This window comes from Actinomadura montaniterrae (assembly GCF_008923365.1).
Taxonomy (GTDB): domain Bacteria; phylum Actinomycetota; class Actinomycetes; order Streptosporangiales; family Streptosporangiaceae; genus Spirillospora; species Spirillospora montaniterrae.
The window spans coordinates 1-24409 of the sequence record NZ_WBMR01000036.1 but is presented as its reverse complement, the minus strand read 5'-3'; the positions used below and the strand labels follow the sequence as shown (position 1 = coordinate 24409).

Below are 24409 nucleotides of genomic sequence, written 5' to 3'. Positions count from 1 at the left end.
CTCCGACCTGGTCGACTGGTGCACCACGAACCTCGGCTGGCTGTTCGACGGGATCGGGTCGGCGATCACGTGGGCGGTCGACAACCTGACCGACCTGCTGAACCTGCTGCCGCCGATCGGGCTGGCGGTGGTGCTGGCGGTCATCGCGCTGCTGCTGAGCGGCTGGAAGCTGAGCGTGTTCACGCTGCTCGGCTTCGGGCTGGTCGACAGCATGGAGCTGTGGGATCCGGCGATGGACACGCTGGCGCAGGTGCTGGTGGCCGGGGTGATCGGGGTGGTGATCTCGATCCCGATCGGCATCGCGGCGGGGCGCAGCGCCATCGTGAGCCGGATCGTCCGCCCGGTGCTGGACTTCATGCAGACGATGCCGGCGTTCGTGTACCTGATCCCGTCGGTGTTCTTCTTCCACATCGGCGTCGTGCCGGGTGTGGTGGCGACGGTGGTGTTCTCGCTGCCGCCGGGCGTGCGGCTGACCGAGCTCGGCATCCGCGGCGTGGACCCGGAGATGGTCGAGGCGGGCGAGGCGTTCGGCACACCGCCGATGCGGGTGCTGACCCGGATCCAGATCCCCCTGGCGATGCCGTCGATCATGGCGGGCGTCAACCAGCTGATCATGCTGTCGCTGTCGATGGTGGTGATCGCGGGCATGGTCGGCTCCGACGGCCTCGGCGGCGTGGTGCTGGAGGGCATCCAGCGGCTGGACATCGCCAAGGGCTTCGAGGGCGGCCTCGGCGTCGTCGTCCTGGCGATCTACCTGGACCGGCTCACCGGCGCGCTGGGGCAGGGCCCGAGCATGCTGCGCTCGCTGTTCGCGCGGGGCCGGGCCGGCGACGCCGCGGACGCCCCGGAGCCGGTCACGTCCACGGCGACCGCCCTGCGCTGACCGGCGCACGGACTTTCCACCCCCCTGCAAGGCGACGAAAGGAAGGGCATTGCGTCCCAAGTTCAAGGTTCTGGCCGCGGCGGCGATGGCGCTGGCGCTCGGCGCGACGGCGAGTGCCTGCAACGGTTCGGACAACAAGAAGAACAGCAAGGACCTGACGCTCGGCGTCGTGTCCGGCTGGGCGGAGGGCGAGGCCGCCACCGCCCTCTGGAAGAAGATCCTGACCGACAAGGGCTACAAGGTCACGGTCAAGGAGCTCGACACCGGCCCGCTGTACGCGGGCATGGCGCAGGGCGACGTCGACCTGTTCCTGGACTCGTGGCTGCCCGGCACGCACGAGGACTACTGGAAGCAGTACGGCGACAAGCTGGAGAAGGTCGGCATCTGGTACCCGTCGGCGCCGCTGACGATCGCGGTCCCGAACTACTCGCCGCTGCACTCGCTGGCCGACCTGAAGGGCAGGGGCTCGCAGTACGGCGGCAAGATCATCGGGATCGAGAAGAGCTCCGGGCTGTACCGGGTGTCGCAGACGAAGATGCTGCCCGCCTACGGCCTGGACAAGGAGTACACGGTCACGACGTCGTCGACGGCGGCGATGCTGGCCGAGCTGCAGAAGGCGATCACCGCGCACAAGGACATCGTCGTGACGCTGTGGCGCCCGCACTGGGCGTACTCGAAGTTCCCGATCCGGGACCTGCAGGACCCGAAGGGCGCGATGGGCAAGCCGGACGGCGTGAACACCGTCGCGCGCAAGGACTTCGGCAAGGACGAGCCGCAGGTCGCGTCCTGGCTGAAGAAGTTCAAGATGGACGACAAGCAGCTGGGCTCGCTGGAGGACCTCATCGCGAACCAGTACAAGGGCAAGCCGGACCAGGCGGTGGACGCGTGGCTGAAGGCGAACCCGGGCTTCGAGCAGTCCATGACGGGCTGACGTTGCGTCGTCCCGTCCCCGAGGGAACGTTCCAGCGTTCCTGAAGGCGTCAGGGGGCCGTCCGGGACCACCGGACGGCCCTCTGCCTTTTCCGGCCCGTCCTGGACCGTTTCAGGACGTTCCGAGCCGCTTCCTCCCCTGTCAGCCCGCGAGGCCGACGCTGAAGACGACCACGGCGAGGCCGAGGCCGGTGGCGCACAGCGTCATCACGCGCGGGTGGCCGCTGTGCGCCTCCGGCAGGATCTCGGCAGCGGACAGGTACAGCAGGACGCCGGCGAACAGCCCGAGGTAGGGGCCGAGGACGCCCTCCGGGACCGTCCCGAGCAGGGTGAGCGCGGCCCCGGCGACGGGCGCGGCGGCGTCGGCGACCAGCAGCGCCAGCGCGGGACGCCGGTCCCGGCCGCCGAGCGAGGCCGCGGTGAAGGTGTTGAAGCCGTCCGCGAAGTCGTGGGTGATGACGGCGAGCGCGACGAACGCGCCGGTCTGCGTGCCGGACTGGAACCCTAGGCCGATGCTGAGGCCGTCCACGAGGCTGTGCCCGACGAGCGCGAACGCGGCGAGCAGCCCGGCGCCGCCCGCGCCGCCGTCGGGGTGGCCGTGGCCGTGCGCGTGGACGTGCGGGGCGTACTCGCCCTCGTGGGCGCGGTGGATCGCGACGGCCTGCTCGACGACGTGCAGCAGCAGGAACCCGGCGGCGAAGCCGATCATCGGGGCGGGGACGCCGAGCGGCCGGTCCCGGGACAGCTCCAGCGACTCGGGGATCAGGTCGAACGCGACGACACCGAGCATCAGGCCGCCGGCGAGGCCGAGGACGAGGTGCCGCTTGTCGCGCACCCGCATCGCCGCGAGCCCGCCGGCGAGCGTCATCAGGAATGCCAGGGCGGACACGAGCACGGCCATCCCCTGGTCTTACCAGCCGTCCCGGGGATCACTCCTCCCGCCGCGTCCATGATCGGCTACGGAACCCTTGACCATGGCGGAGGCCCCGGCCCCCGCGCCGAGCGGGGTCCGGGGCCTCGGTCACGACCGGGCTATTCGGCGGCCATGGGCTATTCGGCGGCGACGGGCTCCTTCTCCTGGGCGGTGCCTTCACCCTTGATGGAGCGGATGAGGAGCTGGGAGACGTCGACGACCTCCAGGGACTCCTTGGCGTCGCCGGAGTTCTTCTTCTCGTTGATGGCGTCGCCGAGCATGACCAGGCAGAACGGGCATGCGGTGGAGACGGTGTCGGGGTCGGTGGTCAGCGCCTCGTCCACGCGTTCGGTGTTGATGCGCTTGCCGATGCGCTCTTCCATCCACATCCGGGCGCCGCCGGCGCCGCAGCAGAACCCGCGGTCCTTGTGGCGGTGCATCTCCTGGGTCTTGACGCCCGGGACGGTGGCCATGATGTCGCGGGGCTGCTTGTAGACCTTGTTGTGGCGGCCCAGGAAGCACGGGTCGTGGTAGGTGATCTTCTCCTCGATCGGGGTGACCGGGGTGAGCTTGCCCTCCTCGACCAGGTGCGCCAGCAGCTGGGTGTGGTGGACGACCTCGTAGTTCCCGCCGATCTGCGGGTACTCGTTGGCCAGGGTGTTGAAGCAGTGCGGGCAGGTCGCCACGATCTTCTTCACGCCGGCGTCGTTGAGGGTCTCGACGTTCTGCTGGCCGAGCATCTGGAACACGAACTCCATGCCCAGGCGGCGGGCCGGGTCACCGGTGCAGGCCTCCATCGGGCCGAGCACCGCGAACTTCACGCCCGCGATGTGCAGGAGTTCGGCGACGGCCTTGGTGGTCTTCTTGGCCCGGTCCTCCAGCGCACCGGCGCAGCCGACCCAGAACAGGTACTCGGTGTCCTCGGAGACCTTGTCGTCGACGACCTCGACCTCGAAGTCCAGCTCCTCGATCCACTCCAGGCGCTTCATCTCGGACATGCCCCAGGGGTTGCCCTTGTTCTCCAGGTTCTTCAGCATGACGCCGGCCTCGGAGGGGAACGAGGACTCGATCATGACCTGGAAGCGGCGCATGTCCAGGATGTGGTCGATGTGCTCGATGTCGACGGGGCACTGCTCGACGCAGGCGCCGCAGTTGGTGCAGGACCACAGGACGTCGGGGTGGATGACGCCGTCCTCGCCGACCAGGTCCTTGTCGACCTGCATGGCGAGCTTCTGCTCGTCGGTGAACTTGGCCTGGGCCTCTTCGGAGGCGGTGAAGTAGGGGGCCTTGGCCAGCGCGTGGTCGCGCAGCTCCAGGATCACCATCTTCGGCGACAGCGGCTTGCCGGTGTTCCAGGCGGGGCACTGGGACTGGCAGCGACCGCACTCGGTGCAGGTCGCCATGTCCAGGAAGCCCTTCCAGGTGAAGTCCTCGATCTTGCCGCGGCCGAAGACGTCCTCGTCGGGGTCGGCCTCCTCGAAATCGAGGGGCTTGCCACCGGACATCATCGGCTGCGCGGCGCCGAGCCCGTCGGGGCGGCGCTTGAACATCACGTTGAGGGGGGCGAGGAAGATGTGCAGGTGCTTGGAGTGCACCACGAACACCAGGAACACCAGCGCGACGCCGATGTGCAGCAGCAGGCCGATGGACTCCAGGACGTCCAGGGTGTCGTGCGACAGGCCGTCGAACAGGTGCCCGACCAGGTAGGAGAAGTAGGCGCCCTTGCCGTAGTCGAGGTTGCCGTTGGCCCACTCCACGCCCCGGTAGAAGAACATCGTCCAGATCACGTTGAAGATCATGAACAGCGTGATCCAGGCGCCGGACAGGTGCGAGCCCTTGAACCGGGACTTGCGCTCCAGCCGCTTGGGCGAGTTCTTGATCCGGATCGAGGTGAAGACGATCAGGCCCGCGGTGCAGGCCAGCGCGATGGTGTCCTGGACGAACCCGATCGGGCCCCAGGTCTGCAGCCACGGGATCTTGGCGTCCAGGCCCGCCAGCAGCGCGACGGCCGCTTCCAGGTAGACGGTGGCCAGGAGGAAGAACGCCCACATGACCGCGGCGTGCGCGGAGCCGGCCAGCGTCCACTTCAGCAGCTTGCGCTGCCCCAGGACCTCGGTGACCTGGCCCTCGATGTCGGCCTTCTTGTCACGCTTGACCTGCAGCACCCGCTCGGGGTCGGGCTGCCCGGCCATGGCCGTGTTGTACAGGAACAGCACCCGCCGGCCGGCGAGCGCCAAAGCGACCGCCGTTCCGGCGAGCCCAATGACCAACGTGATCCAGAACACTGTTCCGTCCTCCTGGGGTACGGGCGATGGCAGTCAGCGTAGGGCTCGCGACAGACCGCATCTCATCCGGGGCCCGAATACTACTCGGTAGTAGCTTACGTGGTCACACGCGCAGGTCAGCACGCCTCTCGACCGGTCCGCGAGCCGGTGGGCCGCGAACTGCCATTCCGTCGTCCCCATACCTTACGGACCCGGCGCACCGATGAGTATCGGCCGGTTCCCGAGTCAAAACCAGAGGACGAGGCCCGTCCAGCGCGTTCCCGCCCAGCGGTACGCCGGCGCGGCGGGCCGGACCGACGAAGGAGAGACCGGCGATGACTCGCAACCCCGACCTCGCGCCCGCCGCCCGCCGGCTGGCGGAGCTGCTCGGCGCCGTCCGCGACGACCGGCTCGGCGCGCCGACGCCCTGCGCGGACACCCCGCTCGCGACGCTGATCGACCACGTCGACGGGCTGTCGCTGGCGTTCGCGCAAGCCGCGGCCAAGGACGTCCCGGAGGGCGGATCGAAGCCGCCGGCCCCGGACGGTGCGAACCTGGCGCCGGACTGGCGCGCCCGCGTCCCCGAGCGGCTCGGCGCGCTCGCCGCCGCCTGGCGCGACCCGTCCGCGTGGGAGGGGATGACGGAGGCCGGCGGCGTGCGGATGCCCGGCGAGGTCATGGGACGCGTCGCGCTGAACGAGCTGGTCGTGCACGGCTGGGACATCGCGACCGCCAGCGGGCAGCCGTACGTCTGCGGCGACGAGGAGGTGCAGGAGTGCCTCGTGTTCGTCGGGCAGGCCGTCGAGCAGAACGGCGGCAAGGGCACGCCGGGGCTGTTCGGGCCGCCCGTCGCCGTCCCGGACGGCGCGCCCCCCCTCGACCGGCTGATCGCCCTCACCGGCCGCGACCCGTCCTGGACGCCGTGACCCCTGATCCGCGCCACGCCCCGTCCTGGACGGCCCGGTGACGTCGGCCGCGCCCGTCCCGGCGGGACGGGCGCGGCGGTGGCGTGCCTCTCACGCGGGCAGCGGCGGCAGGTCGAACTCGTCGTCGCGCATCCGCAGCAGCGCGACCGTCGCGGACGCGAACCCGACGCCGGTGAGCGCCCAGCCGATCGCCGGCTGCGCGTTCCCGCCCGTCACGTTGACGAACTCGACGAACGGGGCGGCGACGAGCGCGGCGGCCATCCAGCGCGGCGCGACGCGGGCCCGCCACAGCAGCACGCCGAGCAGGATCCGGCCGAGCGTGATCGCGATCAGCATCGGCAGCAGCGCGACCGAGACGACCGCCATCCCGTTCATCGCGCCGCTGAGCGTGGCGAGCGTCCCCGGGGCGACGCCCTTGTCCAGCCCGGCGAGCACCAGCAGGTCGGTGTTGGTGTTGCCCGCGCTGGACAGGAAGCCGAGCAGCACCACGGTCCCGGCGACCGCGGTGAGGGTGGGATTGCGGCGGCGGCAGACCCAGAGCACCGCGATGGCGCCCGGGACCAGCGTCGTCACGAACAGCACGCCGAGCCACATGTTCGCCTCGACGGCGCCGCGGTGCGCGGCGATCGCGGCGACGGCGGCGGAGTCGTCGTCATCGCCGAGCCCGTAGGGGGTGAGGGCGCTGGTGACGGCGAGCGTCAGCCCGGCGACGGGCGCGGCGGCGGCCAGCAGCAGCCGCCAATAGCGGCGGTGGTCGCGGCGGGCGGCGGACGTGCGGCCGCCCGCCTCGGTGACGGTGGTGGACATGATCGGCTCCTCGCTCTCCCGGCGGTCGGCCCGCCGCCCCCGCGGGCGGGCCGGCCGGTGTCCCGGGCCTCGTGGTCACCGGCATGGTGCGGGCGCCCGGATCCCGCCGTCCCGAGCGCGGTTTCCCGGCCGGATCGGGACGTTCTCCCGGGGGCGCCGGGAAGCGCTCCGGGTCACAATCGGGGCGTGCCTCGCCCACGACTCGCAGGCCGCCGCCCTCCGGCGGCGGGTACCGCCGGACGCGCGGCGGCCCACGCGGTCGCCGCGGCGGCCGCCGCCCTGATCACCGCGGGGACCGTCCTGGCCGTCGCCGGACGGGACGCCTCCGCGCGCCCCGGCGCCGGTTTCGCGGACGGCGCGCACGTCTGGACGGAGCTGGTCCTGGCGTCGGTGTTCACGGCGGCCGGATGGCTGCTGGCCTCCCGCCGCCCCGGCGTCGTGTTCGGCTGGCTCGCGCTCGCCGCCGGGACCGGCCACGCGCTCGCGGCCGCCGGCGAGGGCTGGGCCGTCGTCGCGCTCGACGGCGGCCGCGACCTCCCGTTCGCGTCGCTCGCGCTGCTGGCCGGCACCATGGGGGAGCCGCTGGAGACGCTGGTCCTGGCGGCGACGTGGGCGGCGTTCCCCTCGGGGCGGCTCCCCCGCGGCCGGACCGGATGGGCGGCGCGGCTGAGCATCGGGCTGTGCGCCGCGGGATGGCTGTACGGGCTGGTCAGCCCGTTCCAGCCCGGGCAGCTGCCGGACGCGTACGCGGGCGTGTCCAATCCCCTGGACGCCGGGCTGCCCGCCTGGCAGCCGGTCCCGCTGTTCGCGTCGGGGATGCTGCTCGGCTCCGCGGTGGTCGTCGTCCGGTGGCTGCGGGCGGGCGGCGAGGAACGGCAGGTGCTGCGCTGGCTCGCCGTCGTCAACGTCGCCGCGATCCTGGTGACGCCGCTGGTCGTCGCGCTGCCCGCCGGGGAGCTGATCAGCTCCGCCGGGACGGTCGTGATGCTGGTCGTGGTGATCGCGGTCGTGCTGCGCAACCAGGTGTACGGCATCGACGCCGTCCTCAACCGGACCCTCGTGTACGTCCTGCTCACCGCGTTCGTCGCGGCCCTCTACGCCGCCGGGGTCGGGGTGCTCGCGCTGCTCGGCCAGGCGGCGGGCGGGCCCTGGACGGTGGTCGTCGCGGTCGGGGCCGCGTTCAGCCTCGCCCCGGTCCGGCTGCGCGTCCAGCGGCTCGTCAACCGGTTCCTGTACGGCGAGCGCGACGAGCCGTACACGGTGATCGGGCGGATCGCGTCCCGCCTGGAGGCCGCCGGGAGCATCGAGCACCTGCTGCCCGGCCTGCTCGAAGCGGTCGCGGGCGCGCTGCGGCTGCCGTCCGCCGCCGTCGAGATGCGCGGCGACGACGGCGCGACCCGCCGCATCGCGCACGGCGCCGCGCGCCCGGACGCGGCCGTGGTGCGCTTCCCGCTCGCCCACCAAGGGCGCGACATCGGCGCGCTCGCCGTCACCCTCCGCGCCGGGCAGCGCGCCCTGGACGCGCGCGAGACCCGGCTGATGCGCGACATCGCCCGGCAGGTCGCCGTCGCGGCGAGCAACGTCCTGCTGACCGAGGCGCTGGTGCGGTCGCGCGAACGGATCGTGCAGGCCGCCGAAGAGGAGCGCCGACGGCTCCGGCACGACCTGCACGACGGCCTCGGGCCCGTCCTCACCGCCGCCGCGACCAAGGTCGACGCCGCGCGCAACCTCGCCGCCCGCGACACGGGCCGCGCCACCGACCTCCTCGGCCGGGTCCGCGCGGACCTGTCGGCGGCGCTCGGCGACCTGCGCCGCCTCGTCTACGCGCTGCGCCCGCCCGCGCTCGACGAGCTGGGCCTGCTCGGGGCGCTGCGCGAGCACCTCGGCCACGCCGCCGTGCCCGTGACGCTCACCGCGCCGGACGCGCTGCCCCGGCTGCCCGCCGCCGTCGAGATTGCCGCGTACCGGATCGTCACCGAGGCCGTCACCAACGTCGTCCGGCACGCCGCCGCGTCCGCCTGCACGGTGACGATCGGCTGCGCGGAGCGGCTCACGCTGGAGATCCGCGACGACGGGACGTCCGGCGCCGCGTGGACGCCGGGCGTCGGGCTCACCTCGATGCGCGAGCGGGCGGCGGCGCTCGGCGGCACCTGGACGGCCGGGCCCGCGGACGGCGGCGGGCGCGTGTTCGCCGAGCTGCCCCTCGCCCTCGCCGCCGCCCTGCCCGGAGGCGCCCCGTGACCGGAGGTGCGCTGTGACCGGAGGTGTGCTGTGAGCGGTGTCCGCGTGCTGATCGTCGACGACCACCGGATCGTCCTGGACGGCTTCGCCGTGCTCCTGGACTCGGTGGACGGCATCGACGTCGTCGGCGAGGCCGCGTCCGGGGAGGAGGCCGTCGCGCTCGCCGCCGAGCTGGTGCCCGACGTCGTCCTGATGGACGTGGAGATGCCCGGGATCGGCGGCGTCGAGGCCACCCGCCGCATCACCGCGGCGCAGCCGGGGGTGGCCGTCGTCATGCTCACCATGTACGGGGAGGACGAGTTCGTGTTCGCCGCGCTGCGCGCCGGGGCCCGCGGCTACCTGCTGAAGGGCGCCGAGCAGGAGGACGTCGTCCGCACGGTGGGGGCGGCGGCCCGGGGCGACGCGGTCTTCGGGCCGCAGGTCGCGTCGCGGGTGCTGCGGACGTTCTCCGACCCGCGTCCGGCGGACGTCCCGTTCCCCGTCCTGACCGACCGGGAACGGGAGGTACTGGCGCTGCTCGCGAACGGCTGGCCGAACGGGCGCATCGCACGGCATCTGGCGGTGAGCCCGAAGACGGTCGCCAACCACGTCTCCACGATCCTCGCGAAGCTACACGCCCCGGACCGGGCGGCCGCGATCGTCCAGGCGCGCCGCGCCGGGCTCGGCGACCGCTGACGCGGGGGCGTGACGGCCGCCCGGTGCCGGGGCGGCGTGACGGCGGTCTCGTTTTTAAACGTGTTCAAAAATCTGCGTTAGGCTCGCGGGGACACGCGGAGGTGGGCGCGATGAGGCTGGTGATCCCCGGCGGCACCGGGCAGGTGGGCACGGTCCTGGACCGCGCGCTCACCGCCGCGGGCCACGAGGTCGTGATCCTGACGAGGCGGCCGGCGCGCGAGCGCGAGGTGGCCTGGGACGGCCGGACGCTCGGCCCGTGGGCGGCGGCGGTCGACGGCGCCGACGCCGTGATCAACCTCGCCGGGCGCAGCGTCAGCTGCCGCTACACCCCCGCCAACCTGCGGGAGATGATGGACTCGCGGGTCGAGTCGGCGCGGGTCGTGGGCGAGGCGATCGCCGCCGCGGCGCGTCCGCCCAAGGTCTGGCTCCAGATGAGCACGGCGACCGTCTACGCCCACCGCTTCGACGCGCCCAACGACGAGGCGACCGGCGTCATCGGCGGCGGTGAGCCCGGCGTCCCGCGCTACTGGTCGTACAGCGTCAGGATCGCCAAGGAGTGGGAGCGGGCGCAGCGGCAGGCCGCCACGCCGTCGACGCGGAAGGTCGCGCTGCGCGCGGCGATGGTGATGAGCCCTGACCGGGGCGGCGTCTTCGACGTCCTGCTGCGGATGGCGCGGCTCGGCCTCGGCGGGCCGGTCGCGGGCGGCGCGCAGTACGTGTCGTGGATCCACGAGGACGACTTCGTCCGCGCGGTCCGGTTCCTGATCGACCGGGACGACCTCGACGGGCCCGTGAACCTCGCCGCGCCCGCTCCGCTGCCGCAGCGCGCGTTCATGCGCGCGCTCCGCACCGCCTGGGGCATGCCGGTGGGCCTGCCGGCCACGACGTGGATGGCGGAGATCGGCGCGCTCGCCCTCCGGTCGGACACCGAGCTGCTGCTCAAGAGCCGCCGCGTCGTCCCCGGGCGGCTGCTCGACGCCGGTTTCGCCTTCGAGCGTCCGCACTGGCCCGAGGCCGCGGCCGACCTCGTCCGGCAGGTGCGCGCCCGCTGATCAGGACCCGGTGGCCGTGCGGGCGCCGCGCTCCCGCCAGGCCCGCTCCCACTGCCGGGCCAGCATCGGGTAGACGATCAGGTGCCGGAACGGCGCGATGAACGCCATATAGAGGCGTCCGCGAAGGCCGTTCGGCCGGACCAGGACCGCCATCCGCAGCTCGTGGCCGCCGTCCGCCGAGGGCGCCCAGCCCAGGTGCATGACGCCGTGGACGGTGCCGTTCGCCAACTCGCGGACGTCCTCGTTCTCGAGCCGGTAGACGGGCGTGAACGGGGAGCCGTTCCGCTCGGAGGCGCCGACGGTGTCGCGGAGGTCGTTCGGCAGGCGGTCGCGCAGCGGCTGGACCCGGGAGCCGAGGCCGGTCGCGGGCCGGTCCCAGCCGAGCAGCGCGCCGAGCGCCCACCGGACGGCGAACAGGAACCGGACCGGTGGAGCCTGCCGCGCGAATCCGCCGGACGTCCGGATCGCGTCCAGCATCACCGGGAAGTCGCCGGGGCCGGCGCCGGGGGTGCGGAAGGACCACACGTCCGCCAGCTCGAAGTCCTGGACGAACTCGTGGATCCGCCAGGGCCGCTCGGTGTGCGCGCTGTCGGGGAGCCGCAAGGCGACCGCCTCCGCTCAGGTATACGGTTGCGTACAACACCAGGTTAACCCCATTTATACGGGTGCGTATAGATGGGCCCGGGAGTGAGGTGGGGCACATGGCGGGCGCGACCCGCACACCGCGCGGCCGCTGGGTCGAGGAGGGCCTGCGGATGCTGGCCGAGGGCGGGCCCGACGCCGTCCGGATCGAGGCGCTGGCCAAGCGGCTCGGCGTCACCAAGGGCGGCTTCTACGGCTACTTCGCCGACCGCGGCGCCCTGCTGGAGGCGATGCTGGACGCCTGGGAGCGCGAGAGCACCGACGACGTCATCGCCCGCGTCGACGGCGAGGGCGGCGACCCGCGGACCCGGGCCGTGCGCGCGGGCATGCTCACCTTCTCCGGCGACCGGCTGCTCCCGCTCGACCTCGCCGTCCGCGACTGGGCCCGCCGCGACGAGGCCGTCGCCGAACGCCTGCGGCGGGTCGACGACCGGCGCATGGCCCTGCTCCGCGAGACCATCGGCACGTACTGCGACGACCCCGACGAGGTCGAGGCCCGCAGCCTGATCGCCTTCTGCGTCGCGATCGGGCACCACTTCCTCGCCGCCGGCCACGAGGGCCGCACCCGCGCCGACGTCCTCGCCCGCGCCGCCGACCTCGTCCTCGGCTAGACGGGCAGAGGCCGACGGCCTGTCCGCTCGATGGGAGAATTCGCGGCATGGCCGTCATCCACGAGACCACGCTCAAGCCCAGCAAACTGGAACTCCTGGCCGCCTGGCTCCCGTCCCGGCCCTGGTACGCCGGCGGAACGGGCGAACCGGACCTCGCCAAGGCGGGCGGCTTCCGGCTGGACGACCCCGACGGCGAGGTCGGGATCGAGTTCATCGTGGTCACAGACACGTCGCGGCCGACCACCTACCTGGCGCCGCTCACCTACCGCGGCGCCCCGCTCGACGGCGCGGACCACGCCCTCGTCGGCACCATGGAACACGGCGTGCTCGGACGCCGCTGGGCCTACGACGGCTGCCACGACCCGGTCATGGTCGCCCAGCTGACGGCCCTGCTCGAAGGCCGCGTCCAGGCCCAGGACCAGAACACCAGCGGCACCCCCGACCGCGAGGTGACCCGCTCCTACAGCGGCGAAGCCCTCACCGGCCCGGACGTCGCCACCACGGCCACCGACGACCAGGACGGCACCGTCCTGCACATGCCGGACGGCGCGACCCTCCGCCTGCACCGCGTCCTGCGTCCCGGCTCGGACGCCGCGCCTGCGGAAGCTCTCGGCCACATCGCCGGCGCCTGGACCGCCCCGGACGGCACCCGCGCACGAGGCCTGCTCGCCGTCCTGCACGACACGGCGCGTTGAGCGTTACGGCGCGTCGATAGTCAACGCTCGGGGCGCTGGACGGCGGTTCCCGTGAGGAAGCCGGTGCCGACCGGGCGGACGGTCGCCGTCCAGCCCCACGACTCGAGGTCACGGACGAGCCGCTCCGGGTCGTGGAACACCTTGACGACCCGGTACTCGCTGCCGTCCTCCAGTCGGCGCCGCACCGAGGGGACGGCCTGCCCGGCGAGGACGTCCTCGGCCGCCGCCTCCCCTGGCCCGTTGTCGATGAACACCGCGCTGCCGCCGGGCGCGAGGGCGTCCGCGACCGTCCGCCAGAAACCGGGCAGCCGGTCCGGCGGGACGTGGGACAGCCAGAACGCGAAGAAGACGGTGTCGTACCGGCGGGACGGCCGCCACGCGAACAGGTCGGCGCACACGAACTCCACCGCCGGGGACGCCACGCGTTCCCGCGCGATCTGCAGGGCCTCCGGCGAGGCGTCGACGGCGGTCACCGAGCGCGCCCGCTCGGCGAGGCGCCCCGTCCACTGCCCGGTCCCGCAGGCCAGTTCCAGCACGTCCCCCGTGATCGGAAGGTCGTCGACCAGCGCCGTCAGGGCCATCAGGTCGTCGCGCTCGTCATAGACCCGGTCGTACTCGCCCGCCCGCGCCCGGTAATAGGCGATCTGCTCGCGCACAGCGGCATCAGCGTCATTGCCCATACCGTCCAAGCTAGATCGCCACCACGCGGACGGTCAGCCGTCCTTCTCCCCGACGTCCGACGGCTTAGCGATCACGAACGTCCCCCGCCCGTGCACGCCCCGGACGAGGCCCTGTTCGCGGAGCAGCCTGATCGCCGCCTCCGCTGTGTTGACGGACACCTTGAACTCGTCCGCGACGGCCCGCACCGCAGGTATGCGGCGGCCCACGGGGTAGACGCCGTCCACGATGCGTGCCGTGAGAACGCCTGCCACCTGCAGGTACAGAGGCTCCATGCCGTCGAGGTCGATACTCACATGGTCACACTAGGTGACCTGGAGGCACGCTTGGACATATCGGGGCATTCAGAATCACTAGGGGACACTGAGTGTCACTAGGTGTAGCGTCACCAAAAGAAGCGGCCCCGGCGCGGTGCGTCACCACTGCGCCGGGGCCTAGGAACCGACCTGAGTGGAGGTCCATCCCATGACCCCTGAGAGTAGAGCGCGGCTTGAGGCGCTGGGCGTGGTTCTGCGGGTGTACAGGCTGCACGCGTTCATGAGCGAGGACGGGTTGCGCGTGGTCAATCCGGCGGTGGAGGGGTGCTGCGGGGCGCATCCGTCCGACGTGATCAGCGTCCGGGCGCGGGAGGACGACGGCGGGCGGGCGTGGTTCTTCACGTCGTGGCGGCATCCGGTCGCGGAGGCGGAGCGGGTGGTGGACGCGGTGATGGCGATCCGCGAGCTGCTCGACGGCACGCCGGGGGTGGCGCTGTGATCGCGGTGTGGGCGTCCGCCATGTGCGCCGTGGTGGTGCTGACGGCGCTGGTCACGGCGCTCGCGATGGAGCAGCGGCGCCCGCGTTACCGGGGGCGGCATCGGGCGATGTTCTGAGAGCCGGTCAGACGCGTTCGAAGATGGCGGTGAGGCCTTGGCCGCCGCCGATGCACATGGTCTCGAGGCCGTAGCGGGCCTCGCGGCGGTGCATCTCGCGGGCGAGCGTGGCGAGGATGCGGGTGCCGGTCGCGCCGACGGGGTGGCCGAGGGAGATGCCGGAGCCGTTGACGTTGATGCGGTCCCAGTCGGCGTCCTTGACGTTCCACTCGCGGGTGACTGCGAGGACCTGCGCGGCGAACGCCTCGTTCAGCTCGATGAGGTCGATGTCGGCGAGGGTGAGGCCGGCGGCGGCGAGGGCCTTGGCGGTGGACGGGACGGGCCCGATGCCCATCGTGCGCGGCGGGACGCCCGCGCGCGCCCAGGACACCAGGCGGACGAGGGGCCGCAGGCCGAGCTCGGCGGCGCGTTCCGGGGTGGTGACGATGCACGCGGCGGCGGCGTCGTTCTGGCCGCTGGAGTTGCCCGCGGTGACGGTGGCCTGGTCGTCGCTCTTGGCGAGGACGGGACGCAGCCTGCCGAGGGTCTCCATGGACGTGTCGGGGCGCGGGTGCTCGTCGGTGTCCACGACGGTGTCGCCCTTGCGGGACGCGACGGTGACGGGGACGATCTCGTCGGCGAACCGGCCGGACCGCTGCGCCTCGACGGCGCGCTGGTGCGAGCGGACGGACAGCTCGTCCTGCTCCTCGCGGCCGATGCCGTACTCGCGGCGCAGGTTCTCGGCGGTCTCCAGCATGCCGCCGGGCACGGGGTGGTTGACGCCGCCGGCGGTGGCGCGGCCCCGGGCGAGGGTGTCGTGCAGTTCGAGGGACGGCCCGCGCAGGCCCCAGCGCGCGGACGTCGTGTAGAACGGCGCGTTGCTCATGGACTCGGCGCCGCCCGCGATGATCAGGTCGCTGACGCCGGTCTGGATCTGCATCGCGGCGTTCAGCACGGCCTGCAGGCCCGACCCGCAGCGCCGGTCGACCTGGAGGCCGCCGACCTCGATGGGCAGGCCCGCGTCGAGGGCGGCGACGCGTCCGATGGCGGGGGCGTCGGCGCTCGGGTAGCACTGGCCGAGGAACACCTCGTCGACCGCGTCGCCGGGCACGCCGGACCGCTCGACCAGCGCGCGGATCACGGTGGACGCGAGGTCGACCGGCTGGACGGTCTTGAACACCCCGCCGAAACGGCCGATCGGGGTCCGCAGCGGCTCGCAGATCACCGCGTCGCGCATGGCAGGTTCTCCTCAATCCGGGAACGGCGGGCACTCCGCAGGTTATGACCTCGAAGTTCGCGACCCGCGTCCGGGCCCGGGCACGGCGGGGGGTTGAATGCGAGGAAGGCGAGCGAGGAGGCGCGATGGAGCAGTGGGCCGCAGGCGAATGGGCAGGGCGGGTAGCGACCGTGCGGGTCATCGGGACGGGCGCGATGGGGCGCGGGATCGCGCAGCTCGCGGCGGCCGGCGGGCTGACCGTGGAGCTGGCGGACCTCCGGTTCGAGGCCGTGCAGAGCGCCGTCGAGCACGTCGGCGCGATGTTCGACAAGCTCGTCGCCAAGGGCCGGATGGCGGCGGGCGACGCGGCGGCGGCGAAGGCGCGGCTGAAGCCCGTCGGTGAGCCGCTCACCCCGTTGCAGGACTGCGACCTGGTCATCGAGGCCGTCCGAGAGGACCTCGACACCAAGCGGGAGCTGTTCGCGGCGCTGGAGAAGGCCGCCGACGAGCGGGTCCTGTTCGCGACGAACACCAGCTCGCTGCCGGTGACGGCGATCGGCGCGGCGCTCGGTGACCCGTCGCGGCTCGCCGGGCTGCACTTCTTCAACCCGGTCCCGCTGATGCGGCTCGTCGAGGTGATCCCGGGCGCGCGGACCGCCCCGTGGATCCCGGGCGCGCTGGCCGATCTCGTCCAGCGGCTCGGCCACGAACCGGTGCTCGCCCCGGACGCGCCCGGCTTCCTCGTCAACCACGCCGGGCGCGGCCTGGTGACGGAGGCGCTGCAGATCCTGTCCGAGGGCATCGCGGAACCGGCCGACATCGACCGCATCGCCCGCGACGTCCTCGGCCTGAAGATGGGCCCGTGCGAGCTGCTCGACCTCACCGGCATGGACGTCTCGCACCCCGTGATGGAGTCGATCTGGACGGGCTTCTACACCGAGCCGCGGTACCGGCCGTCCCGCATCGGCCGCGCACGCATGGAGGCGGGGCTCCTCGGCCGCAAGTCGGGCGAGGGCTTCTACAAGTACGTGGACGGCGTGAAGCAGGAACCGCCGGAGGCCACCGCCCCGGACGTCGGCGCCCGGCCGGTCTGGCTCGCCGAGGACCTGCGGGACACGCTCGGCGCCCTGCTGGCCGAGGCCGGCGTGGACGTCGAGGCGGGCGACGGGCCGTCGCCGGGCGCCGTCGTCCTCGTCGACGCGTCCCGCGGCGTGGGAGGCGGCCACCCTCCGGAGCGGACGCTCGGCATCGACGCGTTCTTCGGGTTCTTCAGCCGGCTCACCCTCGTCGTCCCGCCCGCCGTGGACGCGGAGGCCGGGCGCGCCGCGCTCGCCGCGCTGCTCGCGACGGGACGGTCGGTGACCGTCGTCCGGGACGCGCCCGCGGCGGTCGCGCCGCGGCTGCTCGCCTCGATCGTGAACGTGGCCTGCGGCATCGCGGAGCAGCGGCTGGCCCGGCCGGAGGACATCGACACCGCCGTCCGGCTCGGCCTCGGCTACCCGCGCGGGCCGCTGGAGTGGGGCGAGCACGTGGGCGCCGACCGCGTCCTCGACGTCCTGGAGATCCTGCACACCGGAACCGGCGACCCGCGCTACCGGCCCAGCCAGTGGCTGACCGCGCGGGCGGGCGGCTCCCTCGCCCTCACCGAGACGGGTACCGGCCCTTCCGACCTCCTGGCCTGAGCCGCGGCGCGCCGCCCCCGCCCGCGACGGCGGGGGCGGCACACCCGCCGCGGTCAGGGGAGCGCGGGGACCTTCGGGCTCGCGTCGGTCCAGCCGGCCTCGAGGATGATCCGGGCGACGTCCTTGCCTCCGGAGCCGTGCCCGACCGTGGTGGAGAGGACGAGCGAGCTGTCCGGATCGATGATCATCGTGCTGGAGCCGCCCCGGCCCTCCGGCACGACCAGGCCGATCCCGGTGCGGCCCCGCTCGTCGGTGGTCCGGCCGGTGACGGTGACGCCCGGCGTGGCCGCCAGGGCCCGGTAGGCGGCGGCGCGCACCTTCGGCGCCACGGGGACGTCGGCGAGCAGCCCCGCCAGGCAGCCCGCGACGAACGTCCGCTGCGCGCTCGGGGGCACCGGGCCGTCGTCGTTGTGCAGCATCGCCCGCTTGAGGGCGCTCAGCAGCCCGGCGGGCTCGGCGGGCAGCGCCTGCACCTGCGTGAAGGACATCTCCTTGTCGCAGACCAGGAAGGTACCGGGCCCCTTGTCCTTGAAGAGCCCGTGCCCGGAGGCCGCCTTGTTGGGCGAGCCGTCCCGCTTCCAGGCGGCCTCGTCCTTCGGGGCGATCCTCACGCCGGCTTCGCGGTAGCCGGTCCAGGACCGGCCGTCGCGGAGGGTCCAGGTCTCGCCGACCGTCAGCCTGCTCCCCCAGTAGCCGCCTTTGCGCGGGCCGCCGTGGAAGGGGATGCTCGTCAGCGTCCGGACGTGCCAGTACGTGCCGGTGGACGGTGCCGCCTCGGCGTGCTCGGCGGCGGTGAGCAGGACTGTCTTCGCCGACATCGGCCGGACGGCGCCCGGGCCGGGGTCGGGCGCGCGGGGCGCGGTGCCGGACGTCAGGGTCAGCGCGCCCGTGACGGCGGCGGCCGTGGCGGCGAGGCCGAGGCCGCTCCAGAGGGCGGGGCGGCGCCAGGCCCGGCGCGCCGCGCGCTCCGGCTCCCGCATCCCATCCATGAGCCGGCGCCGGACGGCGGCCTCGGCGTCCGGCGCGGGCGGCTCGTCGAGCATCGTGGCGATCATCTGGAGTTCGTCCATGGTCACGGGCCTTCCGTGTGGGCGGGCAGGGCGGCGCGGAGCTTGCGGCGGGCGCGGCTGAGGCGGGAGCCGACGGTGCCGTACGGGATGCCGAGGACGTCGGCGATCTCCTCGTGGGTGAGCTGGGCGAGCGCCTTGAGGAGCACGACGTCGCGGTCCTTGCGGGACAGGGCGGCGAGCGCGCGGGCCAGCGACGGCTGGAGCCGTTCGGCGGACACCGAGGCCGCGACGCGGTCGTCGTGCCCGCCGGGGTCGCGGTCGGCGCCGACCTTGGCGAGCGCCCGGTAGCGGCGGGTCTCGGTCCGCCGGTGCTGGGCGATCAGGTTGGTCGCGATGCCGAACAGCCAGGGCCGGACGTCGCCGCGGGACGGGTCGAAGGCGGCGCGGCGGCGGAACGCGGTGAGGAACGTCTCGGCGACGACGTCGTCGGCCGCCTGCGGGCCGAGGCGTCCGGCGACGTAGCGGTGGACGCCGGCGTAGTGCCGGTCGTAGACGGCGGTGAAGCGGTCGCCGTCGCGGACGGACGCGGCGAGCAGTTCCGCGTCCGTCGGGGCCGTCTCGGGCGGGGCGGTCACTCGGCCGCCCCTTCCTTGGGGTCCGGCATCGGGCACCTCCGGGGGGATGGTCGTCACTGCTACTCCGCTCGTCCCCCCGGTCGCTTTCACGCGGGCTCGGCGACCTTCTCCGCGCCGGTGGACGCGGCGGCGGGGCGGGGGACGCCGCGCAGGACGACCGCGGCGAACAGGGCGGCGGCGAGGGTGGCGCCGCATCCGGCGAGGGAGCCGATCGACACCGCGTGGACGAACGCGTCGCGGGCCTGGTGCGCGAGGGCGGGGTCGCCGAGCGCGAGGGCCTCGCCGAGCGAGTGCTTCGCGGCGGCGGGCGCGCCGTCCGGCAGGGCGCGGGCGTAGACGGCGGAGATGACGCTGCCGAGGACGGCGACGCCGAGCGCGTTGCCGAGCTCCTGGCCCGCGTCGTTCACCGCGGACCCGACGCCGGCCTCCTCGGCGGGGACGGCCGCCATCAGCAGGTCGTAGGCGGGCGGGGAGCCGAGCCCCATGCCGAACCCGATGACGACGAGCCCGGTGATGATCGGGGCGAAGCCGTCGCCGGGGCCCTCGAGGGCGAGGGCGCCGAACCCGGCGGCGATGACGAGCAGGCCGGTGACCAGGGCGGGGCGTCCGCCGAGGCGGGCTCCGAGGGCGGCGCCGAGGCCATTGCCGACCGCCGCGGCGACCGCGCAGGGCAGCAGCGCGAGCCCGGCCTTGAGCGGGCCGTAGCCGAGGACGAGCTGGAGCGTCTGGGTGAGGGCGAACAGCGTCCCGGCGAGGACGAACCCGAGGATCGCGATGACGGCGGCGGAGCCGGAGAAGGCGCGCCGCCGCAGCAGGGCGAGGTCGAGCATCGGCTCGGGGTTGCGGCGCTGCCAGGCGGCGAACGCGGCGAGGGCGGCGATGCCGAGCGCGAGGCCGGCGAGGGTGCGGGCACCGGTCCAGCCGTGGTCGGGAGCAGAGATGATCGCCCACACGAGCGCGGCCATGCCGATGGTGGACAGCACGGAGCCGGGGACGTCCGGGCGGCGGCGCGGGCCGCGCGACTCGGGGACCAGGACGAGCAGGCCGATGACGGCGGCGACCGTGACGGGGACGTTCACCAGGAAGACCGAGCCCCACCAGAAGTGCTCCAGCAGCACGCCGCCGAGCGCGGGCCCGCCCGCGACGCCGATCATGGAGGTGGCGCCCCAGATCGCGAACGCCCTGGCGCGCTCGTCCGGGCCGAACACCTGCGCCATGATCGACAGGGTGCCCGGCATCAGGAAGGCGCCGCCGAGGCCCATCACGGCCCGCATGGCGATCAGCTCGCCGGGGTGCGCGGCGAACGCGCCGAGCAGCGAGCCGCCGCCGAACAGCGCGAAGCCGGCCAGCATGGCGCGGCGGCGGCCGAAGCGGTCGCCGAGGCCGCCGGCGGTGAGCAGCAGGCCGGCGAAGACGAGCGAGTAGGCGTCGATCGTCCACTGGACGTCGGACATGGTCGCGTGCAGGTCCTTGAGCAGCGACGGGATCGCGACGTTGAGGATCGTGTTGTCGACGGTGACGGCGAGCAGGCTCAGGCACAGGACGCCGAGGATCTGCCACCGGCGGGGGTGGGGCGGCGGGACGGCTGCGTTCACGGAAGGTCTCCTCGTACAGTGTTCGAGCTGACTCGCACACCGTACGACGTGACTCGCACACTGTTCAAGTACTCTGGGGGGAACGAACCCAGCGCCGAGGAGGAACCGGATGGCGAAGGCGGCCCAGGCGGACGGGAAGAAGCCGCCGGAGTCGGTGTGGACGCGGCCCCGGCGGGCCAAGCGCGAGCAGCCGACGCTCACCCGCGACCAGATCGTCGACGCGGCGCTGGAGCTGCTCGACGCCGAGGGCCTGGACGGGCTCAGCATGCGGCGGCTCGGCACCCGGCTGAACTCCGGCGCGACGTCCGTCTACTGGCACGTCGCGAACAAGGACGAGCTGCTGGAGCTCGCCCTCGACCGGGTGATGGGCGAGGTCCGCGTACCCCGCCCGGACGACGGCGCGGAAGCAGACGCGGACGACGGCCCGAACGACGGCCCGGACGCCGGGGGATGGCGCGCCGCCGTCGCCGGCTACGCCCGCGACCTGCGCGCGATGATCCACCGGCATCCCTGGACGGTGCCGCTGTTCGGCGCCCAGCCGATGATCGGCCCGAACGCCACCCGCGTCCTCGACGAGGTGATCGGCGCCTTCGACGGGGCCGGCCTCACCGGCACGGCCCTGGACAACGCGATGTCGCTGATCGCCGACTACGTCATCGGCGCGGCCGGCAGCGAGGCGAGCTGGCAGGGCGTCCACGGCACCGCCACGGGCGAGGACTGGATACAGGCCCTCGGCCCCTACCTGGACGGGATCGCCGAGCGCCACCCCCGGCTCACCGCGCACATCCGGGAGGTCTGGGTCCGCGACACCGCCGGCGTGGTGGAGGAGCGCTTCGACTACGGCCTGTCCTGCGTCCTGGACGGCATCGAGGCCCGGACCCGCCGTTGAGGTCGTGGCGTGCCGCCCTCACATCCGGGTCCGGATGAGGGCGGCCCGCCACGGACCTCAGAAGGGGAGCTTGGCCGGGGGCTTCGGCTTGGCCTCCGTCCAGCCGGACGACCGCACCAGCCAGTAGTTGATCACGAAGCCGGGCGCCTGCGACCGGTAGGCGCCGCCCGGCCGGGTCAGCACGTCCCGGCTGCCGAGCAGCTCACCGGTCGCCGGATCGAACATGATCTCCTCGTGCGAGGTGTAGGACCCCTGCTCGGCGGCGGGGGCCCCGTACTCGCCGTCGATCCGGGCGGTGGTGTCGGGACCGGCCAGCGCGATCCCCTTGCGGCCGAGCCCGTCCACCACCGGCCCGATCGCCCGCACCCCGGGCTGGGCGGCGAGCGCCCGCATCAGCCCGGCCCGCACCGCCGGCGGGAGCGGCAGGTCCATCATCAGGTTCCCGACGTCCAGGACCTTGTCGCGGGAGCCGTGCGGATCCTCGGCGATCTGCCCGTCGACGTCGTCCATCATCGACTGGAGCACCTTCAGGCTCCCGGCTCTCTCGGCGCGCTTCTTCGGGTCGTCCGGGACGGGGGCCCTCCGCAGCGAGTCGACCTGCCTCTGGAGCGCCTGCTTCCGCCGTTCGGGCACGGACGCCCCGCTGAGGAACCGCGCGGCGAGGCTCGCGGGGTCGGTGGGCAGGTTCTGCAGGTCGTCGACCGTCATGTCGCCGCCGTTCGGGCCGGAGCCGAACCAGTGACCGCCGCCCGCGGCGTTCGGATGGTCCACCTGCCAGGGGGACGTGTGCCGGTCGTAGGTGTAGTAGTGGTCGTTCGACCACACCCGGAACGCCGACGGCGAACCGGCCTTCCGCCAGAGCGCCTCGTCCTTCGGCGTCAGCGGACGTGCCGGGATGTCACGCCCGTAGAACGCCTCGCCCATGCCCTTCTTCGCGCCCGCCCACCGGAAGGACTCGAAGTGCGCACCGGTGATCGCGTACGCGCCGGTCTTCGGCCGCACGATGTAGGACTGGCCCGTGATCTGGTCGGTGTACCAGTACCTCCCGGTCGGCAGCAGCTCGGCCTTCGCCGCCGCCGCGAGGACCGCCTGCCTGTTCAGGTCCACCTTTCCCGGACGCCTCGTCCCCTCGGACGCGCCCGGTGGACCGGACGTCCCCTGGCCGGTCGCCACGATCGCGACGGCCGCCGCGGCGCCCACGGCGACCAGGCCCGCGCCGAGCCCGAACGGCCACCCGAGCCCGAACGGCCGCCCGAGGCCGAACGGCCGCCCGAGCCGGCGCCGGCCCTCCGACGCCCGGACGCGCCGCCCGCCCGACATCTCGTCCGCCAGCATCCCGAGCGCCTTCGCGGACGCCTCGGGCGACGGTTCCGGCGGTTCGGCCAGCAGCCGCCGCACGCCGTCCATCTCGTCGGTCCGGTTCACGCCGTCGCCTCCTCCGTCATCAGTGCCCTCGAATCCGCGCCGAGCGCCTCCCGCAGCCGGCGCCGGGCGCGGTGCAGCCGCGACGCGACCGTGCCCGTCTTCAGGCCGAGCGCCTGCCCGACCTCCTCGTACGACAGGTCGGCCAGCGCCACCAGGAGCAGGACGTCCCGCTCCCCGCGCGGCAGCCGGGCCAGCGCGTCCGCGAGGGCCGCGCCGGCGTCCCCGGCGGTGACGCGCGCCGCGACCAGGTCCTCGTGCCCGTCCTCGACGTTCTCGGCGGGCGTGCGGGCGAGCGCCCGGTACCGCCGCCCCTCGGCGCGCCGGTGCAGGCCGATCAGCCGGGTGACGATCCCGTACAGCCACGGGCGGACCGTGCCGCGCGCGGGGTCGAACCGGCCGCGCCGGCGGAACGCGACGAGGAAGGTCTCCGCGGCGATGTCGTCCGCCGCGTCGGTGCCGAGCCGGCGGGCCGCGTACCGGTGGATCTCGGCGAAGTGGCGGTGGAAGATCTCCGCGAACGCGTCCGGTTCCCGCCGCGAACGGACGATCACCTCCGTGTCGGAGCCGGGCCTGGCCGGGCCCTCGCGCTCCGGTGGGCGGTCGTGTGCCATGGGCGAATCCTCGCTGTGGGGGGAGAAGCGGGTCACCCCGTTCTCAACCGATCCCCCGGAACGCCTTCGCCCTCCGCCCGGGCGGCCGGGCGGAGGGCGAAGGCGGGGGGCGAAGCCGGGGGGCGTACGCCATGGGACGACGGCGGCGCTCACCCCGGTCCGGGGACTAGAAGGGGAGCTTGGCGGGGGGCTTCGGCTTGGCGTCGGTCCAGTTCGTCGCGCGGCTGGCCGAGTAGCTGATGATGAAGCCCGGCTTCATCCCCGCGTACTCGCCGCCCGGACGGGTCAGCGTGTCCTGGACGGACAGCAGCGCTCCGGTGCCCTCGTCGAAGACGATCACCTGGCGGGAGCGGTAGCCGCCCGGGTCGCCCTTCGGGCCGGCGGGGCCCGGGGTGGTCCGCTCGGCGGAGGCGAGCGCGACGCCGCGGCGGCCGAGCGGGTCGGTGACGTGCCCGATGGCCTGGACGCCCGGCTGCGCGGCCAGCGCCCGCATCAGCCCGGCCCGCACCTTCGGCGTGAGCGGCGCGCCGCCCAGCAGCGACGCGACCCGCCAGACCTTGGCGTAGGCGGCCTGCCCGGGGTTCGGCTTCCGCCCGCTCGCCGGCGGCATGCCGAGCGCGTTCCCCATCTCCGCGTCGCCGAGGAAGATGCGGGCGAGCGCGGACGGGTCGGACGGCAGCTTCCGCAGCTCCTCGGCCGACTTGCCGAGGAACTCCCCGCCGCCGCGCGGGTCGATGCCGGCCTCCGGGCCGTCCGACCGCCAGTTCGTCGCCTTGGTGGTGTAGGTGGTCGAGCCGCCGTCGGTCCGGACGCGAAAGCTCGACGGCGCGCCCGCCTTGCGCCACAGCGCCTCGTCCTGCGGCGTCAGCGGGCGTGCCGGCAGGTCGCGCAGGTAGTAGCCCTCGCCCGTGCCGGACGTCGCGCCGTGCCAGCTGAACGACTCGCTCTGCGCGCCGGCGATCGCGTACGCGCCGGTCCTCGCCCGCACGATGTAGGACTGGCCGTCGAGCTGGTCGGTGTACCAGTACCGGCCCGTCGGCGCCTGCTCCGCCTTGGTCGCCGCGGCGAGCACCGCCTGCTTGCCGAGGTCGATCGACCCGGCCGGCGGGCGGGCCGCGCCGGGCGAGTCCGGCGAGCCCGGGGACCCGATCGTCGCGACCGCCACGGCCGCCGCGGCC

General features: G+C 73.9%; 23 protein-coding genes and 1 pseudogene. 11 read left to right on the top strand and 13 right to left on the bottom strand.

The genetic code is table 11. The features are described 5' to 3' along the window. Positions 1-31: 31 nt before the first annotated feature. Both F9B16_RS15435 and F9B16_RS15430 read left to right on the top strand, forming a co-directional pair. Positions 32-778 (top strand): annotated as a pseudogene (locus F9B16_RS15435) (ABC transporter permease); the annotation flags it as partial. Between the two features lie 154 nt (positions 779-932). Next, entirely contained in the window at positions 933-1814 is an 882-nt protein-coding gene (locus F9B16_RS15430; RefSeq protein ID WP_225991651.1) for a glycine betaine ABC transporter substrate-binding protein, read from the top strand. A 141-nt stretch (positions 1815-1955) separates the two neighbouring features. Here the strand turns inward: F9B16_RS15430 and F9B16_RS15425 are convergent, their stop codons facing one another. Continuing rightward, positions 1956-2714 (bottom strand): ZIP family metal transporter, encoded by a 759-nt coding sequence (locus F9B16_RS15425; RefSeq protein WP_151540754.1) that lies wholly within the window; start codon positions 2712-2714, stop codon positions 1956-1958. 149 nt (positions 2715-2863) lie between these two features. Further along, positions 2864-5011 carry a (Fe-S)-binding protein gene (locus tag F9B16_RS15420; protein ID WP_151540753.1) on the bottom strand — a complete coding sequence of 716 codons (2148 nt, stop codon included), beginning with the start codon at positions 5009-5011 and terminating at the stop codon, positions 2864-2866. Between the two features lie 314 nt (positions 5012-5325). Between F9B16_RS15420 and F9B16_RS15415 the strand changes: the two genes are divergently transcribed. Further along, positions 5326-5916 (top strand): TIGR03086 family metal-binding protein, encoded by a 591-nt coding sequence (locus F9B16_RS15415; RefSeq protein WP_151540752.1) that lies wholly within the window; start codon positions 5326-5328, stop codon positions 5914-5916. 90 nt (positions 5917-6006) lie between these two features. Here the strand turns inward: F9B16_RS15415 and F9B16_RS15410 are convergent, their stop codons facing one another. Then, entirely contained in the window at positions 6007-6723 is a 717-nt protein-coding gene (locus F9B16_RS15410) for a DUF4386 family protein (protein ID WP_151540751.1), read from the bottom strand. 186 nt (positions 6724-6909) lie between these two features. Between F9B16_RS15410 and F9B16_RS15405 the strand changes: the two genes are divergently transcribed. The 3 genes from F9B16_RS15405 to F9B16_RS15395 all read left to right on the top strand — a co-directional run bounded on the left by F9B16_RS15405 (position 6910) and on the right by F9B16_RS15395 (position 10691). Then, positions 6910-8964: a sensor histidine kinase gene (locus F9B16_RS15405; protein WP_151540750.1), complete on the top strand. Its 2055-nt coding sequence runs from the start codon at positions 6910-6912 to the stop codon at positions 8962-8964. A gap of 30 nt (positions 8965-8994) precedes the next feature. Beyond that, a complete protein-coding gene (locus tag F9B16_RS15400) occupies positions 8995-9639 on the top strand; it encodes a response regulator (RefSeq protein ID WP_151540749.1) in 645 nt (214 codons plus the stop codon). 110 nt (positions 9640-9749) lie between these two features. Then, complete coding sequence (locus tag F9B16_RS15395; RefSeq protein WP_151540748.1) at positions 9750-10691, top strand: TIGR01777 family oxidoreductase; 942 nt, start codon at positions 9750-9752, stop codon at positions 10689-10691. Here F9B16_RS15395 and F9B16_RS15390 read toward each other — a convergent pair whose 3' ends face one another. After that, positions 10692-11294 carry a DUF2867 domain-containing protein gene (locus F9B16_RS15390; protein ID WP_151540747.1) on the bottom strand — a complete coding sequence of 201 codons (603 nt, stop codon included), beginning with the start codon at positions 11292-11294 and terminating at the stop codon, positions 10692-10694. Positions 11295-11392: 98 nt separating this feature from the next. Between F9B16_RS15390 and F9B16_RS15385 the strand changes: the two genes are divergently transcribed. Together F9B16_RS15385 and F9B16_RS15380 are read left to right on the top strand one after the other, a co-directional pair. Continuing rightward, positions 11393-11944, top strand: coding sequence for a TetR/AcrR family transcriptional regulator (locus F9B16_RS15385; protein WP_192808807.1), 552 nt, complete (start codon positions 11393-11395; stop codon positions 11942-11944). A 47-nt stretch (positions 11945-11991) separates the two neighbouring features. Next, positions 11992-12639 carry a maltokinase N-terminal cap-like domain-containing protein gene (locus tag F9B16_RS15380; RefSeq protein ID WP_151540745.1) on the top strand — a complete coding sequence of 216 codons (648 nt, stop codon included), beginning with the start codon at positions 11992-11994 and terminating at the stop codon, positions 12637-12639. A gap of 20 nt (positions 12640-12659) precedes the next feature. On the opposite strand, the gene F9B16_RS15375 is transcribed toward F9B16_RS15380, so the two are convergent. After that, positions 12660-13319, bottom strand: a complete 660-nt coding sequence (locus F9B16_RS15375; RefSeq protein ID WP_151540744.1) for a class I SAM-dependent methyltransferase — start codon at positions 13317-13319, stop codon at positions 12660-12662. 33 nt (positions 13320-13352) lie between these two features. Next, entirely contained in the window at positions 13353-13613 is a 261-nt protein-coding gene (locus tag F9B16_RS15370) for a GntR family transcriptional regulator (RefSeq protein WP_151540743.1), read from the bottom strand. Between the two features lie 208 nt (positions 13614-13821). Between F9B16_RS15370 and F9B16_RS15365 the strand changes: the two genes are divergently transcribed. Beyond that, the gene (locus F9B16_RS15365; RefSeq protein WP_151540742.1) at positions 13822-14073 is read left to right on the top strand and encodes a hypothetical protein; all 252 of its coding nucleotides are present in this window, start codon (positions 13822-13824) and stop codon (positions 14071-14073) included. 123 nt (positions 14074-14196) lie between these two features. On the opposite strand, the gene F9B16_RS15360 is transcribed toward F9B16_RS15365, so the two are convergent. Further along, positions 14197-15405, bottom strand: a complete 1209-nt coding sequence (locus F9B16_RS15360; RefSeq protein ID WP_151540741.1) for an acetyl-CoA C-acetyltransferase — start codon at positions 15403-15405, stop codon at positions 14197-14199. Positions 15406-15530: 125 nt separating this feature from the next. Here F9B16_RS15360 and F9B16_RS15355 point away from each other — a divergent pair, with 125 nt between their 5' ends. Next, entirely contained in the window at positions 15531-17066 is a 1536-nt protein-coding gene (locus F9B16_RS15355) for a 3-hydroxyacyl-CoA dehydrogenase (protein WP_151540740.1), read from the top strand. Between the two features lie 53 nt (positions 17067-17119). Here the strand turns inward: F9B16_RS15355 and F9B16_RS15350 are convergent, their stop codons facing one another. From F9B16_RS15350 to F9B16_RS15340, 3 genes are all read right to left on the bottom strand, one after another. Continuing rightward, on the bottom strand, positions 17120-18136 hold the full coding sequence (locus tag F9B16_RS15350; RefSeq protein ID WP_225991657.1) for a CU044_5270 family protein: 1017 nt from the start codon (positions 18134-18136) through the stop codon (positions 17120-17122). A 2-nt stretch (positions 18137-18138) separates the two neighbouring features. Further along, on the bottom strand, positions 18139-18711 hold the full coding sequence (locus F9B16_RS15345) for an RNA polymerase sigma factor (RefSeq protein WP_225991650.1): 573 nt from the start codon (positions 18709-18711) through the stop codon (positions 18139-18141). A gap of 86 nt (positions 18712-18797) precedes the next feature. Further along, positions 18798-20306 carry an MFS transporter gene (locus F9B16_RS15340; RefSeq protein WP_225991649.1) on the bottom strand — a complete coding sequence of 503 codons (1509 nt, stop codon included), beginning with the start codon at positions 20304-20306 and terminating at the stop codon, positions 18798-18800. A gap of 109 nt (positions 20307-20415) precedes the next feature. Here F9B16_RS15340 and F9B16_RS15335 point away from each other — a divergent pair, with 109 nt between their 5' ends. Continuing rightward, a complete protein-coding gene (locus F9B16_RS15335) occupies positions 20416-21195 on the top strand; it encodes a TetR/AcrR family transcriptional regulator (RefSeq protein ID WP_151540736.1) in 780 nt (259 codons plus the stop codon). A gap of 57 nt (positions 21196-21252) precedes the next feature. On the opposite strand, the gene F9B16_RS15330 is transcribed toward F9B16_RS15335, so the two are convergent. The 3 genes from F9B16_RS15330 to F9B16_RS50880 form a co-directional block, all read right to left on the bottom strand. Beyond that, complete coding sequence (locus F9B16_RS15330; protein WP_151540735.1) at positions 21253-22620, bottom strand: hypothetical protein; 1368 nt, start codon at positions 22618-22620, stop codon at positions 21253-21255. Further along, complete coding sequence (locus F9B16_RS15325) at positions 22617-23231, bottom strand: RNA polymerase sigma factor (protein WP_151540734.1); 615 nt, start codon at positions 23229-23231, stop codon at positions 22617-22619. Before F9B16_RS15325 ends, F9B16_RS15330 begins: the two co-directional genes overlap by 4 nt. Before the next feature lie 166 nt (positions 23232-23397). Further along, on the bottom strand, positions 23398-24409 hold a 1012-nt coding region (locus F9B16_RS50880; protein WP_192808805.1), incomplete at its 5' end, for a CU044_5270 family protein.